This window comes from Streptosporangium sp. NPDC051022, assembly GCF_040683035.1.
Taxonomy (GTDB): domain Bacteria; phylum Actinomycetota; class Actinomycetes; order Streptosporangiales; family Streptosporangiaceae; genus Streptosporangium.
On the sequence record NZ_JBFBCF010000003.1, the window covers coordinates 173,323 to 188,879 of the forward strand.

17 protein-coding genes are annotated in these 15,557 nt (G+C 71.8%); 14 read left to right on the forward strand and 3 right to left on the reverse strand.

Annotation, left to right across the window (positions count from 1 at the left end; all coding sequences use genetic code 11):
* The first annotated feature begins 9 nt into the window (after positions 1 to 9).
* The 13 genes from AB0N02_RS07475 (at position 10) to AB0N02_RS07535 (ending at position 12,209) form a co-directional block, all read left to right on the forward strand.
* Complete coding sequence (locus tag AB0N02_RS07475; RefSeq protein ID WP_363943690.1) at positions 10 to 792, forward strand: hypothetical protein; 783 nt, start codon at positions 10 to 12, stop codon at positions 790 to 792.
* A gap of 39 nt (positions 793 to 831) precedes the next feature.
* Entirely contained in the window at positions 832 to 1,290 is a 459-nt protein-coding gene (locus AB0N02_RS07480; protein WP_363943691.1) for a hypothetical protein, read from the forward strand.
* Positions 1,287 to 1,835 carry a hypothetical protein gene (locus tag AB0N02_RS07485; protein ID WP_363943692.1) on the forward strand — a complete coding sequence of 183 codons (549 nt, stop codon included), beginning with the start codon at positions 1,287 to 1,289 and terminating at the stop codon, positions 1,833 to 1,835. Before AB0N02_RS07480 ends, AB0N02_RS07485 begins: the two co-directional genes overlap by 4 nt.
* A gap of 228 nt (positions 1,836 to 2,063) precedes the next feature.
* Entirely contained in the window at positions 2,064 to 2,819 is a 756-nt protein-coding gene (locus AB0N02_RS07490; protein WP_363943693.1) for an MBL fold metallo-hydrolase, read from the forward strand.
* A complete protein-coding gene (locus tag AB0N02_RS07495; RefSeq protein ID WP_363943694.1) occupies positions 2,816 to 3,556 on the forward strand; it encodes a carbon monoxide dehydrogenase subunit G in 741 nt (246 codons plus the stop codon). The genes AB0N02_RS07490 and AB0N02_RS07495 overlap by 4 nt, the downstream gene beginning before the upstream one ends.
* Positions 3,557 to 3,672: 116 nt before the next feature.
* The gene (locus AB0N02_RS07500; protein ID WP_363943695.1) at positions 3,673 to 6,495 is read left to right on the forward strand and encodes a Na+/H+ antiporter subunit A; all 2,823 of its coding nucleotides are present in this window, start codon (positions 3,673 to 3,675) and stop codon (positions 6,493 to 6,495) included.
* Positions 6,492 to 7,310, forward strand: coding sequence for a Na(+)/H(+) antiporter subunit C (locus AB0N02_RS07505; RefSeq protein WP_363943697.1), 819 nt, complete (start codon positions 6,492 to 6,494; stop codon positions 7,308 to 7,310). Before AB0N02_RS07500 ends, AB0N02_RS07505 begins: the two co-directional genes overlap by 4 nt.
* The gene (locus AB0N02_RS07510; protein WP_363943698.1) at positions 7,311 to 8,906 is read left to right on the forward strand and encodes a Na+/H+ antiporter subunit D; all 1,596 of its coding nucleotides are present in this window, start codon (positions 7,311 to 7,313) and stop codon (positions 8,904 to 8,906) included.
* A complete protein-coding gene (locus tag AB0N02_RS07515) occupies positions 8,903 to 9,454 on the forward strand; it encodes a Na+/H+ antiporter subunit E (RefSeq protein WP_363943700.1) in 552 nt (183 codons plus the stop codon). Before AB0N02_RS07510 ends, AB0N02_RS07515 begins: the two co-directional genes overlap by 4 nt.
* Before the next feature lie 5 nt (positions 9,455 to 9,459).
* Positions 9,460 to 9,711: a monovalent cation/H+ antiporter complex subunit F gene (locus tag AB0N02_RS07520; RefSeq protein ID WP_363944219.1), complete on the forward strand. Its 252-nt coding sequence runs from the start codon at positions 9,460 to 9,462 to the stop codon at positions 9,709 to 9,711.
* Positions 9,708 to 10,199, forward strand: coding sequence for a monovalent cation/H(+) antiporter subunit G (mnhG, locus tag AB0N02_RS07525; protein ID WP_363943702.1), 492 nt, complete (start codon positions 9,708 to 9,710; stop codon positions 10,197 to 10,199). Before AB0N02_RS07520 ends, mnhG begins: the two co-directional genes overlap by 4 nt.
* A 272-nt stretch (positions 10,200 to 10,471) precedes the next feature.
* Positions 10,472 to 11,371, forward strand: a complete 900-nt coding sequence (locus tag AB0N02_RS07530) for a hypothetical protein (protein ID WP_363943704.1) — start codon at positions 10,472 to 10,474, stop codon at positions 11,369 to 11,371.
* 112 nt (positions 11,372 to 11,483) lie between these two features.
* Positions 11,484 to 12,209, forward strand: a complete 726-nt coding sequence (locus tag AB0N02_RS07535) for a DsbA family oxidoreductase (protein ID WP_363943706.1) — start codon at positions 11,484 to 11,486, stop codon at positions 12,207 to 12,209.
* A 263-nt stretch (positions 12,210 to 12,472) separates the two neighbouring features.
* Here AB0N02_RS07535 and AB0N02_RS07540 read toward each other — a convergent pair whose 3' ends face one another.
* The 3 genes from AB0N02_RS07540 to AB0N02_RS07550 form a co-directional block, all read right to left on the reverse strand.
* On the reverse strand, positions 12,473 to 13,453 hold the full coding sequence (locus AB0N02_RS07540; RefSeq protein ID WP_363943707.1) for a hypothetical protein: 981 nt from the start codon (positions 13,451 to 13,453) through the stop codon (positions 12,473 to 12,475).
* Complete coding sequence (locus AB0N02_RS07545; RefSeq protein WP_363943709.1) at positions 13,450 to 14,013, reverse strand: helix-turn-helix transcriptional regulator; 564 nt, start codon at positions 14,011 to 14,013, stop codon at positions 13,450 to 13,452. Before AB0N02_RS07545 ends, AB0N02_RS07540 begins: the two co-directional genes overlap by 4 nt.
* 236 nt (positions 14,014 to 14,249) lie before the next feature.
* Positions 14,250 to 14,879 carry a thymidine kinase gene (locus tag AB0N02_RS07550; RefSeq protein WP_363943711.1) on the reverse strand — a complete coding sequence of 210 codons (630 nt, stop codon included), beginning with the start codon at positions 14,877 to 14,879 and terminating at the stop codon, positions 14,250 to 14,252.
* Positions 14,880 to 15,027: 148 nt separating this feature from the next.
* Between AB0N02_RS07550 and AB0N02_RS07555 the strand changes: the two genes are divergently transcribed.
* Positions 15,028 to 15,501 carry a hypothetical protein gene (locus AB0N02_RS07555; RefSeq protein ID WP_363943713.1) on the forward strand — a complete coding sequence of 158 codons (474 nt, stop codon included), beginning with the start codon at positions 15,028 to 15,030 and terminating at the stop codon, positions 15,499 to 15,501.
* Positions 15,502 to 15,557 lie beyond the last annotated feature (56 nt).

The window sequence follows — 15,557 nt, forward strand, 5'->3', positions numbered from 1 at the left end:
GGCGGTCTCATGGCCCAGCAACACGGGATCATCGTGCTCTTCGACGTCGAGAACGCGCTGAAGACGCGGTCGCTCGACGGCAACACCTACTGGTTCGACAACATGAAATTCCTCGGCTCGACCGGGGTGGGCACCGAGCAGCTGGTGACGATCGTGCCCGGCACCTACTTCCTCGACGGGTCGCAGGCGACCGAGCAGGTGCTGAACTGGCTGCCCGCGGCGCTGGGGTCGATTCCCCCGACGGTGCCGCGCAACTACCTGGCCGAGCAGGCGCGCGCCGCCGACCGGCGCACGCTGGAGCAGCTGGCCTCGCTCAACGCCGAGGGCGGCGCGAGCGAGACCGAGGTCAAGCAGCTGCAGCAGCGGGTCGGCAAGCGCGTCCGCAAGTCGGACAGCGGGCGCGGCCTCACCGCGGCCAAGCTGCTGGACGTCACCGGCAAGCCCGTGAGCGGCACCGACACGTACAACTATCCGACCCCGGTGATCACCGACATCACCGGCCAGGCCGTCGACGAGAAGATCATTTACCCGGCCCAGTACGGGTCGCCCGACATGATCTACGACGGCTGGTACTGGGCCGCGACCGTGGACACGAGCCGGCCCGGGGTCTACCCGTACACGGTCCACGTTCAGCTGCACGAGCTGGTCGAAAGGAACGACGAGCTGGTCTGGGAGTCCGTGGACCTGACCTGCGAGTCCAGTCTCAAGATCATCAGCGATCCGAAGCGCAACGGGTTCACCGGCGCCGGACTGGGCGTGCTTCCGCTCCCGCCCGTCCCGGCCGCAGGCTGACCCGGTCCACGCCGGAACATTTTCGAACGGAGGAGCCACATGCCCCCGAGGACCAGACAAGCCGAACGTCGGCCCGCCCGGCCCGTGACGATCACCGCGGTGGTCGACCCCGTGGCCGCGCTGGCGTCGGAGAACCTGGACGACAACCTCTATCTCTACGACACCAACAGGGGCGCCGGATCCACCGGTTTCGGCACCCCTGAGCTGCGCAGCCGGGTACGCAAGGGCGACACCCTGCTGTGGAACGTGCTCCCGCTGGAGTGCGAGACCTACGTGGCCCTCGCCGACATCGAGATCGACCCGCGGATCGCCGAGCCCACGCGGAAGGTTTATCCCGGCACCGACATCGTGTTCTGGACCGCCGAGGTCAAGCAGGACCTCACCGAACCGGTCCCGTACCGGCTCTCGTTCCTGCTCGGCACCGTCAGCACGCCGTTCAGCCCCACCGCCCGGCCGGTCCTGGCCGGTCCCGCCGACGAAGGAAAGGAAGGCCGATGACCCAGACGTACGCGGCCACGGACTTCGCCGATCGTGGCCAGCTCAACTCCGTCCAGCTGAACGTGGTGACCCTCGTCGACATGGAGAAGGCCGCCGCGACGAAGTCTCTGGACGGCTGCCTCTACATGATGGACAACAGCATCGGCGGCGTCGGGCAGGGCACCGACCACCTCGAGACCGTCTGCAAGCAGGGGCAGGTGATCAACTGGATCATCCGCCCGATCGACATGCACCGCCGTTCTGACGGCACCTGGCCCCCGATGCCGAAGATCAACAACCTGGTCTTCCTTGACATCGAGAAGGGCGACGAGGACGACGTCGCCGAACGCCGGATCATGACCGAGCTCAAGATCTACGGCGCTCCCGACCGGATGCGCGACCAGTACACCGCCGTCTACTACTACTGGGCCGGGGCGGTGATGAGCGACGCCCGGCCGGGGCTCTACCGCTACCGGTTCGTCCTGGAGCTGGAGAAGGAGCACGGCACCGACAAGCTGTACCTGAACTCGGCCCACTATCCCGCCCTGCGGGTACTGCCCGTCTGACGGTCTCCGGGGCCGCAGGCGCGATGTGGTGAAGGTGGAGGTCATGGTCGCCGCCGGGCGGCGGCCATGACCGGTCGGCGCGCGCGGCCCGGCCCCGGTCGACCCTCCGGCAGGGAAAGCCGGGAAAGCAGGAGCACCAGGTGGTGTGCCCGACCGGGGGGTGTCCCGCCTCCCGGTCGGCTAGCGTGATCGGAACGATGCCCGACCGCGCAGCGAACGGAGTCGCCCATGACGACCACCATCACCGTGATCGGCGGCCCGACGGCCCTGCTGGAGTTCGGCGGGCTGCGCATCCTCACCGATCCGACCTTCGATCCGCCGGGGGATCACCCCGTCGGACCGCTCACGCTCACCAAGACCGTCGGTCCGGCCCTTTCCCCCGCCGACGTCGGCCGGGTGGACCTGGTGCTGCTCAGCCACGACCAGCATCCCGACAACCTGGACGGGCTGGGCCGCCAGGTGGTGTCCGCCGCGCCGCTGACCCTGAGCACGCCCGAGGCCGCCGCGCGTACCGGGGTCACCCCGATGCACCCCTGGCAGCACCACGACGTCGGCCGGGTTCGCGTCACCGCCGTTCCCGCCCTGCACGGCCCGCCGGGAAGCGAGCCCATCGTCGGTCAGGTCACCGGCTTCGTGCTCACCGGCGACGGGCTGCCCACCGTCTACGTCAGCGGGGACAACGCCTCGCTGGAGTGTGTGAAGCTCATCGCCGGGCGGTTCCCGGCCGTCGGCGTCGCGCTGCTGTTCGGCGGCGCCGTCCGCACGCCCCTGATCGACGAGCGGCTCACCCTGGACGCCGCCGAGATGGTGGCCGCCGCGCGCCTGCTGGGAGCACGGCACGTCGTGCCGCTCCACGTCGAGGGCTGGACCCACTTCACCGAGGGCCCGGAGGACGTGCAGGCCGCCTTCTCCGAAGCCGGTCTCGGCGACCTGCTCGTTTCCCCTGCCCCGGGACGGCCGGTCCCCCTTAGTGTGCTGCTGTGAAGGTCGCAGGCAGTGCCGTGCTCGGCATCGACAGGGATCGTGTGTGGTCCGCGCTCCAGAACCCGGCCGTGCTCGTGCGGACGATCCCGGGCTGCGAGCGCCTTGAGGAGACGGGGCCCGGCACCTACCGGATGACGGTCACCGCGGGGGTGGCCTCGATCAAGGGGGTCTACCAGGGGGAGGTCGCGCTGTCCGACCCCGAGGCCCCGTGCCGCTTCGTGCTCAGAGCCCAGGGGCAGGGCACACCCGGCACCGTGGACGCCACCGTCGAGATCCGGCTCAGCGAGGTCGAGGGCGGCACGCGGGTCGACTACGACGCCGAGGCCGTGGTCGGCGGCATGATCGGGGGAGTCGGCCAGCGCGTGCTCGGCTCGGTCGCCAAGAGGACGGCGGGTGAGTTCTTCACCGCCGTCGAGAGCCATCTGGCGGGCGTCGGCCTCCCGGAGGGCGCCCTTCCGGAGGCGGCCGTCCTTCCGGGGGCGGCTGTTCCGGGGGCCGCCGTGGCCCCGCCCGGCGCGGCGATTCCCGTCGCACCCTCCCCGGCCGAGCCGGTCGCCGCGGCGCGGGCCCTTTCCGCGGCGGCCCCGGCCGCCCAGGTCTTCGAACGCCCCGCCGCCCGGTCCCGCCACGACGGCCCGGCGTGGCCGGTCCTGGCGGCGTTCGGCATGGGCGCGGGCGTCGCCCTCGGCAGCGCGGTGATCGGCTGGCTGCTCGGCCGTACCGGGAGGAAACACTGATCACGCGCGGGTGAAGAACCAGCGCTCTTCGGGTCAAGCCGCTGATGCGTTGAGCAGTGAAACATGCCTCTCCTGGCATTTTGGGGTGTGCCGACCACGACGGTGCCCGGGGGAACATGGAGCCGCTGCTGATCCTGCACGCCCTCGCGGCGGTGTGCGCCCCCGCGCTGGCGCGCAGACTCGGCCGTGACGTCTTCCCCGTGCTCGCCGTGGCTCCCGCCTGCGGGTTCGCCTACACGCTGTGGGTGACCACGACGGGCGTCCCCGCCGAGTCGCACCACGACTGGGCGCCGGACCTGGGACTCGCGCTGTCCTTCCGCGCCGACGCGCTGGCCCTGCTCATGATGTCCCTGGTCACGGGCATCGGCGCGCTGATCCTGCTGTACTGCCGCCGCTACTTCGGCGCGGATGAGGAGGGGATCGGCCGCTTCGGCGGGGTGCTGACGGCGTTCGCCGGGGCGATGCTCGGACTGGTGGTCGCCGACAACCTGCTGCTGCTGTACGTGTTCTGGGAGCTGACCACGGTCTTCTCCTACCTGCTGATCGGCCACGACCCCGAGAGCAGGACGGCCCGCAGGGCGGCGATACAGGCGCTGACCGTCACCGCCTTCGGCGGGCTGGCCATGCTGGCCGGAATGGTGATGCTCGGCGAGGCCGCGGGGACCTACCGGATCTCGCGGATCGTCGCGCACCCGCCCTCCGGGGGCCTGGTCCCGGCGGCGCTGGTGCTGGTCCTGGCCGGGGCGCTGTCGAAGTCGGCGGTCTTCCCGTTCAGCATGTGGCTGCCCGCCGCGATGGCCGCCCCCACCCCGGTCTCCGCCTACCTGCACGCCGCGGCGATGGTGAAGGCCGGGATCTACCTGCTCGCCCGGCTCGGCCCCGCGTTCGGCACGCTGCCCGTCTGGCGGGCGGTCGCCGTACCGCTCGGGCTGCTGACCATGCTGCTGGCCGGGTGGCGGGCGCTGCGCGAGTACGACCTCAAACGGATGCTCGCCTACGGCACGGTCAGCCAGCTGGGCCTGCTGTCCGTGCTGTTCGGCGCGGGGACCCGGGACACCGCGCTCGCGGGCGTCGCCATGCTGCTCGGGCACGCCCTGTTCAAGGCGTCGCTGTTCCTGGTCGTCGGCGTCGTCGACCACTCGACGGGCACCCGCGACCTGCGCGAGCTGAGCGGCCTGCGGCGTTCGGCGCCCTGGCTCTGCGCGGTCGCCGCGGCCGCCGCGGCCTCGATGGCCGGGATCCCGCCGTTCCTGGGGTTCGTGGGCAAGGAGGCGGCGTTCGAGTCGCTGCTGACCGGACGGACGGCCGCCACCCTGACGCTGGCCGGGATCGTCGCGGGCTCGGTGCTCACCGTCGCCTACAGCGCCCGTTTCCTGTGGGGGGCCTTCGGCGCCAAACCGGACCGGGAACCGACACCGGTGCACCGCCCGGCCGCCGCCACCTTCCTGCCCCCGGCGCTGCTGTCCGTGCTCGGGCTGGTCGTGGCCCCCTTCGCCGGCCGGTACGGCACGGCGATGGAGAGCTACACCACCACCTTCGCGGACCCGGGCCACGGCACCCATCTCGCCCTGTGGACCGGCGCGCCCGTGCCGCTGCTGCTGTCGGCCGTCGCCCTCGGCGGCGGAGCGCTGCTGTTCGCGGCCGGGGCGGTCGTGGAGCGGACCGGGCGGATCCTGAGCCTGATCGACTCGGGACGGGTCTACTGGGGACTCATGCGGGGGCTGGAACGCTTCTCCCTCCAGCTGACCGGGGTCACCCAGCGCGGCTCGCTGACCGACTACCTCATGATGGCCTTCGTCTGCGTGGCGGGGATCGCGGCCTTCGACGCCGTCTACGGGCCGCTGCAGGGGGTCGACCTGCACGTCGTGTCCTGGGTCCGCCCCGAGCAGCCTCTCCTCGGGGCGCTGCTCGTCGCCACCGCGGCCATCGCCCTGCGGGTCCGCTCGCACATCGTGCTCGCCCTGGTCGCCGGGCTGACCGGGTACGGCACCGCCCTGCTGTTCCTCGTCCACGGCTCGCCCGACCTGGCGCTGACCCAGTTCCTCACCGAGACGCTGAGCCTGGTGGTGTTCGTGCTGGTGCTGCGCAGGCTCCCGCTGGGACCCAGGGAGGGCAGGCCCAGGGTGCCCTTCGGGGTGCGCCTGGGCCTGGGGGTGGTCAGCGGCGCCGTGATGGTCATGGCCGGGATGCTGGCGGTGAACGCCCGGCGGGCGACGCCGGTCGGCACGCTGATGGCGGCCGCCGCGGAGAAGGCGGGGGCCTCGAACATCGTCAGCGCGCTCCTGGTGGACATCCGGGCGTGGGACACCATGGGGGAGAGCTCCGTGATCGTCGTCCTCACCCTCGGGGTCACCAGCCTGATCTTCCTGCGCCGCCGCGCGTACGCGCTGGAACTCCCGCCGGAGGAGGCGCGGCCGGAGGGCGGCACGCACTGGCTCGCGGCGACCCTGCCCGCGGGGCAGCGGGCGGCCGTCCTGGAGATCGTGGCCCGGCTGCTCTTCCACACGGTGCTGCTGATCTCGGTCTTCCTGCTGTTCACCGGGCACGGCATGGTGGGCGGCGGGTTCGCCGGGGGCATCGTGGCCGGGCTCGCGCTGGTGATCCGCTACCTGGCGGGCGGCCGTTACGAGCTGGCCGTCGCGGTGCCCGCGCACGCCGGGGTGCTGATCGGCCTGGGGCTGGTGCTGTCGACGGGCACCGCGCTCTGCGGGCTGCTGGTCGCCGGCGCGCCGCTGACCATGCTCTCCGCGGACCTGACGGTTCCCCTGGTCGGGAAACTGCACCTGTCGACCGTGCTGCTGTTCGACGTCGGCGTCTACGTCTCGGTGGTCGGCATGGTCCAGGACATCCTGCGCAGCCTGGGCGCGGAGCTGGACCGCCAGATCGAGGAGGAGACGGACGAGACCGGCGAGCCGCTCGGTGAGGAGGGGGCCCGGTGACCGTCTCGCTGGTGCCGTTCGCCGCCTCGGGCGTGCTGATCGCCGCCGGTGTCACGCTCCTGCTGGAACGGAGCCTGGTGCGGCTGCTGGTCGGCGTCATCCTGCTCGGCAACGGGGTGAACCTGCTGATCGTCATGACGGGCGGGCCCGCGGGGGAGCCGCCGATCCTCGGGGTCTCCGACCCCGCCCGGATGGCCGACCCGCTGCCGCAGGCGATGGTGCTCACCTCCGTCGTGATCACCCTGGGCATCACCGCCTTCCTGCTCGCCGTCGTCCACCGTTCCTGGCAGCTGACCGGCGGCGACGAGGTGCAGGACGACACCGAGGACCGCAGGGTACGGCTGCGCGCCCGGCGCGGAGAGCTGGCCCGCTCCGTGGCGGCGAGGCGGGAGGCCTACCGGCGCCTGGTCGAGGAACAGCGCGCCGAACTCGCCGCCCTGGAGGCCGCCAGGCGCGAGCGGGAACGCGCCGAGGCCGAGGAACTGCGGCGGCGGATCCTCGACGTCAACGTGGACCTGGGCCGCTGGCTCCAGGAGCACAAGGACGAGGGCCTGTCCGCCGAACAGCTCACGGAGCGGTTCGCCGAGGCCCAGCGCGCTGAGGAGGCCTCCAAGGAGAGCGGACGCGAGCGCGTCGCCCGGATGCGCGCGGACTTCGCCCGCAGGGAGCGGGAGCAGGCCGAACGGGAGCGGGAGATCCGCAGGCGGCTGCGCGCCCGCCGCCGCCAGGCCCGGGCCGAGATGCGGGAGGCGATCAGGGCGGACCGGGAGCGGCAGGCCAGGGCGCAGGATCCCGAGCTGGAGGGGGACGACTGAATGGGGGCGCAGTCGCTGGTCTCGGTGCCGGTGGTGCTGCCGCTGCTGGCCGCCGGGCTCAAGCTGGCCATCGGCGGCCGGCAGCGCAGGCTCCAGGCGGTCATCAGCCTGGTCACGCTCACGGCGGTGCTGGCGGTCTCGGTGATCCTGCTGATCGCGGCCGACACCGGCGGGCCGATGGCGGTCGGCGCGGGGGGCTGGGCGCCCCCGGTCGGCATCGCCCTCGTCGCCGACCGGCTCTCCACGCTGATGCTGGTGGTCTCCTCGGCGGTGACGCTGTGCGTGATGGTCTACTCCCTGGCGCAGGCCTACGCCGACCAGGAGTACACCGCCCCGCTGGCGATCTTTCATCCGGCCTACCTCGTCACGGTCGCCGGGGTCTCCGACGCCTTCCTCTCCGGCGACCTGTTCAACCTCTTCGTCGCCTTCGAGATGCTGCTCAGCGGGTCCTACGTGCTGCTCACCTTCGGCGGGACCGAGTCACGCATCCGCGCGGGAGCCACCTACGTGGTGATCGGGCTGGCGTCGTCGCTGCTGTTCCTGGTCGGGATCGCGGTGTCCTACGGGGCGACGGGCACCGTGACGATGGCCCAGCTCGCCGAGCGGTTCCCGGTACTGCCGGGATACCTCAAACTGCTGGTCGAGCTGACGTTGCTGCTGGTCTTCGTGGTCAAGGCCGCGATCTTCCCGCTGTCGGCGTGGCTGCCGGACTCCTATCCGACCGCGCCGGCCCCCGCGACGGCGCTCTTCGCCGGGCTGCTCACCAAGGTCGGCATCTACTCGATCATCCGGCTGGAGGCGCTGCTGTTCCCCGGCGGCCCGGTGAGCGGCCTGCTGATGTGGGCGGCGCTGCTGACCATGCTGGTCGGGGTGTTCGGCGCCGTCGCCCAGACCGACATCAAACGGATGCTCTCCTTCACCCTGGTCAGCCACATCGGCTACATGGTCTTCGGGGTCGGGCTCTCGACCGCCGCGGGCATGGCGGGCGCGGTGTTCTACGTCGTCCACCACATCACCGTGCAGACCGGCCTGTTCCTGGTGACCGGCCTGATCGAGCGCCGTGCGGGCACCACCTCGCTGGACCGGCTGGGCGGCCTGATGAAGCTGGCGCCCGTGATCGCGGTGCTCTTCTTCGTCCCGGCGATGAACCTCGCGGGGATCCCCCCGATGTCGGGCTTCCTGGGCAAGCTGACCCTCGTCCAGGCCGGGGTGGCCGTCGGCGGCCCGCTGCCGCTCACCCTGGTCGCCGGAGGCCTGGTGACCAGCCTGCTCACCCTGTACGCCGTGGCCACGACGTGGAGCAAGGCGTTCTGGCGGGCGCCGCCCGCCGGGATGGTCGAGCAGACCGGGACCGTGCTGGAGGGCGAGGAGCCGTCCGCCATACGGGCGCGCGGCACCGCGGGGATCACCGGCCGCGCGATCGTCACCAGCGTGAGCATGCCGCTGCCCATGCTGGGCTCCGCGACGGCCCTGGTGGCCCTCGGCCTGTCCTACACGGTGCTGGCCGGGCCGCTGTCCGCCCTGACCCGGCGGACCGCCGCCGAGTTGCTGGCCCGCGAGCCGTACGTCGCGGCGGTTCTCGGGAGCCGGAGATGAGGGCGGCGAGGCCGGTGCCGCGCCTGCTGGGCAGGGCCGTTCCTCCGGGGGAGGTGGCCTGGCTCACGCTGGTGTGGCTGCTGCTGTGGGGAGACCTGAGCGTGGGCAACGTGCTCGGCGGCCTGCTGGCCGGGATCGTCATCGTCTGGCTGCTGCCGCTGCCGCTGGTGGACTCCGGGATCCGGGTCCATCCGGTCGCCGCGCTCGTCTTCCTGCTCCGCTTCGCCGGAGACCTGGTGCTCTCCAGCCTCCGGGTCGCGTTCTGGGCGCTGAGGGTGGGCACCCTGCCGCCGGTCGAGGTCGTCGAGGTACGGCTGCGCACCTCGTCGGAGGTCATGACCGTGCTGATCACGGTGGCGTTGTCGGCGCTGCCGGGCAGCCTGGTGCTCGAGGTCGACTTCGAGGGCAGGGGGCTGGTGCTGCACGTGCTCGGGATCGGGGGGACCGGGCAGCGGGTGCGGGAGATCGTCCAGACGGACGTGACGCGCCTGGAGAGAGCCATCGTGGCGGGCTTCGGCACCCCGGAGGACCGGGAGGAACTGCGTTGACGACGGTGTACCTGGTGGTGCTGGCGCTGCTCGGCGGCGCGGCGGCGATGACGCTCGACCGGCTGGTGCGCGGCCCCTCGATGCTGGACAGGGCGGTCGCGCTGGACGTGCTCACCGCCGTGGTCATGTGCGGGGTCGCCGCGGGGACCATGGCGTTCGGACGCTACTCGACGCTGCCGTTGCTGCTGGTGCTGTCGCTGGTGGGGTTCGTCGGGTCGGTCTCCCTGGCCCGGTTCTTCTCCGGGAGGATCCGTTGACCGCGCCGGACACCGTGTCCCCCAACGTGTCCCTCAACGTGTTCCCCAACGAGTCCCCCAGCGTGTCCTCCGGCATGCCACTCGGCATGCCCCCCGGTGTGCCGGGCGCCGTACCGCACGGCGTGCTGGAGACCGTGCCCGCCGGGGTGATGGGCACCGTGCTGGAGTCCGCGGCGGCGGTGTGCGTGCTGCTGGGCGCCGGGCTGGCGTTCGCGGCCGGGATGGGGATGATCAGGTTCCCCGGCACCCTGGCGCGGATGCACCCGGCGACCAAGCCCCAGGTGCTCGGCCTGCAGCTGATCCTGCTGGCCGTGTGGCTGCACCATCCCACCTGGAGGGTCGCCGGGACGCTGCTGCTGACCGGGTTCTTCCAGGTGATCACGGCGACGGTGGCCGCCTACATGGTGGGACGCGCCGCCTACCGGGCCCGTTCGCCGGAGGACGACGACGGCACGGCCGTCCCTCCCGGGAACTCCGGCGAGCTGTGACCCGCGCCCTTCTCCCGCGAACCCCGGCGAAGGCCCCCGCGCCTCCTCCCGCGCCTCCTCACGTGAACCCCGGCGAAGGCTCCGCGCCCTCTCCCCGCCCGGTTCGGCGAAGGCCCCGCGTCCTCTCCATCGGTCCCGGTGGATGACCTGTGTTCTCTCCCTCCCGCCTCGGCGGATGACGTGCGGGGCCTCTGCGGCCGAGCGGCCGGAGCCGTCCGGCGGGGAGCCGTGAACCCTCGCGCGCGAGGGGCTCCCGGCGTACCCTGGCCCGTATGCGCGAGGCACGTGCGGAGGACGCTCGGACCGAGGCCAGAAGACTGATTCGTGACCTGTTCGGTGCGGAGCGACCGGACGCCGTGACCCTGTTCGGCGAGGCGCGGGCCGTACTCGGCGCCGAGCGTGCCGGGCTCTGCGCGGACCTCGCGCGCGGCGTTCCGCTCACCCGCAGGTCGACCGAGATCGCCGCGCTCGCCGCGCTGCTGATCGGCACCCGGGACCTGGGTGAGGAGTGGTGGCGGCGGGCACGCGGGGAGAAGCTGCCCTCGCCGGACGAGGTGCTGCGCACCGCGACCGCGATCGACCCGTGGACCGACCTGACCGTGCTGGAGATGCTGGCCGCCTGGATCGCCGACGACGCCGCCGACGAGGAGTGGGGGCGCCCGTTCGAGGCGACCGACCTGAACTCCTGGCAGGCGGAGGACCGGGTCGAGCTGCCCGAGGACGCGGTGTCGGGCGAGCGGATCCTGGTCTCCTTCGACGTGGGCGGCAGGCTCGACGCGGTCGTGGTCACGCGCGCCGACGGCGAGCTCGGCTCCAACCTGGACTTCGACTCGCTGCGCTACTCCCGTCCCGCCGAGGCGCAGTGGAGCTGGGGCGTGGCGGCGGGACTCGGCCCGCACCGCCTCGACGGCGAGGAGCCCGATCCCTACGCGCAACCGGTCGATCCCGCCGCCGCCGAGATCCTGCGTGCCTGGGCGCTGCGCCACGGGGCCTCGGCCGAGGACGTCGGCGGGGCCTGGCGGGACCGGGGCGACGTCGTCGCCGCGATCGAGCAGGTCGACTGGATGTGGCGCAGCGGCGAGTGGTTCGCCTGGTGGCGCGGGGTGGCGGCCCTGGTCGAGGGGGAGCCGGCCCAGCTGGCCGCCCGTCTGGAGGAGATCACCGCCGCCTGACGACACGGAACCGGCGAGTGCGTGGAGCCGGGGGAGGCCGGAGAACGGGCGGAACCGGTGGGTGTGGCGAGGCAGGGAGGCGAGAGCGGGCGGAACCGGCGGATGTGGCGAGATGGGTGGAATCAGCGGGGCTTTGTGCTGGTTGCAGCGTTCTGTGAAGGTTGAAATCTACTCAGACGTGATCTGTCCCTGGTGTTACATCGGTCATGTCCGCTTCGCCCGCGCCGTCGAGCGCTACCGGGCCAAGGGCGGTGAGGTCGAGGTGGAGCTGCGGCCGTTCCAGCTCGCGCCGGACGCCGAGTCCACCGGCGCCCCGCTCCTGTCGTGGGCGGCGGCCAAGTTCGGCGGGGCCGAGCGGGCCGGGCAGATGTTCGGGCACGTGACCGAGGTCGCCGCGCAGGACGGTCTGGAGATGCGCTTCGAGCACGCCGTCCACGCCAACACCTTCGACGCGCACCGTCTCGTCCAGCTCGCGAGCGAGCAGGGCAAGGGGGAGGAGGCGCTGTACCGTCTCTTCGCCGCCCACTTCACCGACGGTCTCGACGTCGGCTCGCGTGAGGTTCTCGCCGAACTCGCCGGCGAGCTGGGCGTCGAGGCGGACCTCGGCGGCCAGGACGGCGCCGAGACGGTGAGCCGGGAGCTGTCCAGGGCGCGTGCCCTGGGAGTCGGCTCCGTCCCGCTGTTCCTGTTCGAGGGCCAGTTCGCCGTCTCCGGGGCCCAGCCGGAGGACGCGCTGCTCGCCGCGCTGGAGGAGGTCGCCGAGCGGACGGGGCAGGCCCCGGCGGCGGGCCGGGCCGGGGGCGAGGCCTGCGACGACGACGGTTACTGCGCGGTCTGACGCCGGGGGGCGGAGCCGGGGCCGGGCTCGACCCCGGCCCCGCCCGGTTCTGCAAGATGCTCGTCCACCTGCCGGACGGCCGCGGCGCAGAGCACATGCGCGACGCCCTGATCGAAACCGTCCGGACGCCACCGGCTCGTCTCACGTGCCTGCGCGCGGTGTTTCGAGACGTGTCCCGCGGACCTTGGGTCATGAATTTCAGTGTCCGCGTACCTCGAACGGCCCATGACCGCGCACGTGGTCCGGTACGGGTTGAGGCGCGCTCAGCTTTCGGCGATCAGCTTGCGGTACACGTCGTAGGCGGGCTTGGGCTGGTAGCCGCTGGTGGTCAGCCCGAGTTGGGCGGTCGGCTCGGCACGGGCGGAGTCGGCGTCACGCAGGCCGAACAGCTCGTGGTGAGTGACGTTGTGGCCCGTGGCGGCGGCGGCCACCGTACGGATCATGATGTCGAGCCGGGCGGCCTGGTCCTCGGGCGTGCGGTCGGGCCCGGTGGGGGTGCCGTTCTCGGCGATGTGAATGGGCACGTCCGGGCCGAGGTGGGCGCGGGGCATGCTCTGCTCGCGCAGATGGCGCAGTGCGTGCTCGGTGAGCCCGGCCAGGGCGGGTTCGGGCACGGGAGAGAAGGCGTCCGGGTAGAGCCCCAGGCCCACGTAGTCGACGTGGGCTGCGAAGTCGGCGGGTGCGAGAGCCTCCAGATGCGCCCAGAACTCCTCGTCGCCGCCGAGGAACTCGGGCGGTTCGGCGACGGAGAATCCGAGCCGGACGTCACGGTGCCCGGCCGCGTCGAGTAGCCGGCGGGCGTGGCGCGTCCCGGTGGTGAGGGCGTCGAGGACTCCGGGGGAGCTGCCGTCGATCCAGGGCAGTTTGAAGTTCGGCTCCAGGGTGATCTGCAGGAAGCGCGTGATGGCCCCGTATCGGTGAACGGCCTGCTCGATGAAGGCCAGCCAGCCGTCGAGGTCGCGCTCTGTGGGCAGGTAGCACAGGACCAGGTCGAGCCGGCGGTTTCCTGTGCCGTACCACTGGTCGGGCATGGTCAGCTCGCGCATCCGCCGCTCAGGCGCCAGAATCCGTGCCTTCTCGGGGTCCGCGGGCGTTCCCAGGAAGTGCACGTATTCGCGGACGACGAAGGGCCGTCCGCCGCTCAGCCCGCGGACCAGGTCGTCGATGGCCGCGGGGTCGTCGGGCGGGCCCGTCGTGGCCGCCACCTGGTGTGCCGCGTAGATGCCGTACGTCAATCCGCTCATGTCTGTCCCTTCGCCGGCCATGCCAGATCGCCGTCGTCGATGCGCGCGATCAGCGCGCGGATCCATTCCGCCTCGGCGCGCAGCTGGTGCAGGACGAAGGCGACCTCGATCATGGTGATCTCCGGCAAGCCGGGGTCGCCCGCCCGTTCCAGCTCCGCGATCCGTTCCTCCAGTGACTCCCGCCGCTCGCGCAATACGTGCGGGGCCTCGGCCTGGTCGAGCGCGCCGAGATAGGCCAGGGCGTCCACGAACGCCGAGGTGGTCACCTTGGCCTCGCGGATCTGCCGCCGCACCCGTTCCTTGAAGACGTTCCAGCCCTGATCGGTCAGGGCGTAGACGGTGCGCGCCGGGCGGTTGCCCATCTGCTCGACGCCGGTCGGGGCCACCCATCCGGCGGCCTCCAGCGACCGTACGAGCGTGTAGACGGAGCCGCTCTTGGCGTTCAGGTACGGATAGCGCTCGTTGAGCGCGACCGCCAGCGCGTATTGGTGCATCGGCTGCTCCACCAGGAGGCCGAGCAGCCGCAGGGTCAGTGGATTCTCCACCGCGGTCAAGGGCATGCCCGAATACTATCATTCGTATACGGGTATATGTGGACAGAGGTCTGCGACTCGCCGGAGGAACGTGTCCGTTTTCGTCTCGCAAGCACCGGGGCGAGGGCGACTCTGCCGAACGGCGAAAGGAGACTCGGCTGCGGCGCCGCAGCCGAGCCTCCCGTCAGGTCTCTCGTCGCCGGCAGCCGATCACCGTGTTGCGACGACTCCTGGAACGCGCCTTCGGGCCGGCGGCTTCGGGGTCAGTCCTGGCCCAGGGAACCGGAACGGTAGTGACGGCGGCAGAGGACCTGGTAGCGGATCGGGGCGTCGCCGATGTCGCCGATGACCACCTGCTCACCGGTGCGGACCAACGCGCCGCCGACCACGCGGGCGTTCAGCCGGCCCGGCCTGCCGCACCAGCACAGCACCTCGACCTGCAGGCGGCTGATCTCGTCGGCGAGCTCGAACAGGCGCTGGGCGGCGGGAAACATCTGTGACCGGAAGTCCGAGGCCAGGCCGAAGGCGTAGACGTCGATGCCGAAGTCGTCGGTGAGGTCGGCGAGCTGCTCGATCTGGGCGACGGTGTAGAAGCAGGCCTCGTCGCAGATCACGTAGTCGACACGCTCGTGTTTCCGGACCAGCGCCACCAGGTCGAGGTCGTCCACGACCTCGACGGCGTCGCTGCCCAGGCCTATCCGGCTGGTCACCCTGGGGCCGCCCGAGCGGTCGTGCTTGGTCAGCACCAGACCGTGCCTGCCCTGACGGCGGTGGTTGTAGTTCATCTGCAGGGCCAGCGTGGACTTGCCGCAGTCCATCGGGCCAAAGTAGAAACGCAGCACTCCGTCCCGGGTTCGGGCGGGGGCGGCGGACAGTGCGGACAGTTCGGTCACGGGGCGCCAGCCTAGTGGTTCGAATGTGAAGGTTTGGGCGGACGGTGCGCTGGTAGGAGTGTCGGATCCCCCGCTAAACCCCTAACTTGGCTTGACTGCGGAAAGCGTGGGAGATTCGTGCTGGCTCTATCAAGAAGTGGGAGAACCCATGACGACCACCAACAACTCTGCTCCGCCCGTCAACAAGAACCCTGCCAACAAGACCCCCGCGGTGACGCCCTCCGTCCCGCCCCCCGCCGCCGCGACCGGTGAGACCGTCGAGATCCCCATGGCGCTCGCGGCGATGATGACCGAGGACGAGGCGGTGGCCGCCAAGGCGGAGGCGGCCCGCTGGCGCTACGGGTTCTACGTCGTCGTCACGGGCCTGGTGGTCATCCTGGCCGCCTTCGTGGTGATCGTGATGCGCGGAGGCGACTCGACGGCTCCGTTCGCCGGACTCGTCGGCGTCTCCGGGGCGATCATCGGCGCCTACTTCGGCGTGCAGGTCGGCCAGTCCGGCAAGGACAGGGTCGAGGCCGAGCTGCGCCGTACCAGCGAGATGGCCATCCGGCTGGCCGCCAAGGTGCACGCCCACGACGCCGACTCGGTGATCGGCTCCACCATGGGCCCCCGCCGCCGCTGATCGCCGGGGGCCGTTCGCCGGGCCGGGTCACGTCCGGAGATCGAGCGGCGAGTGGT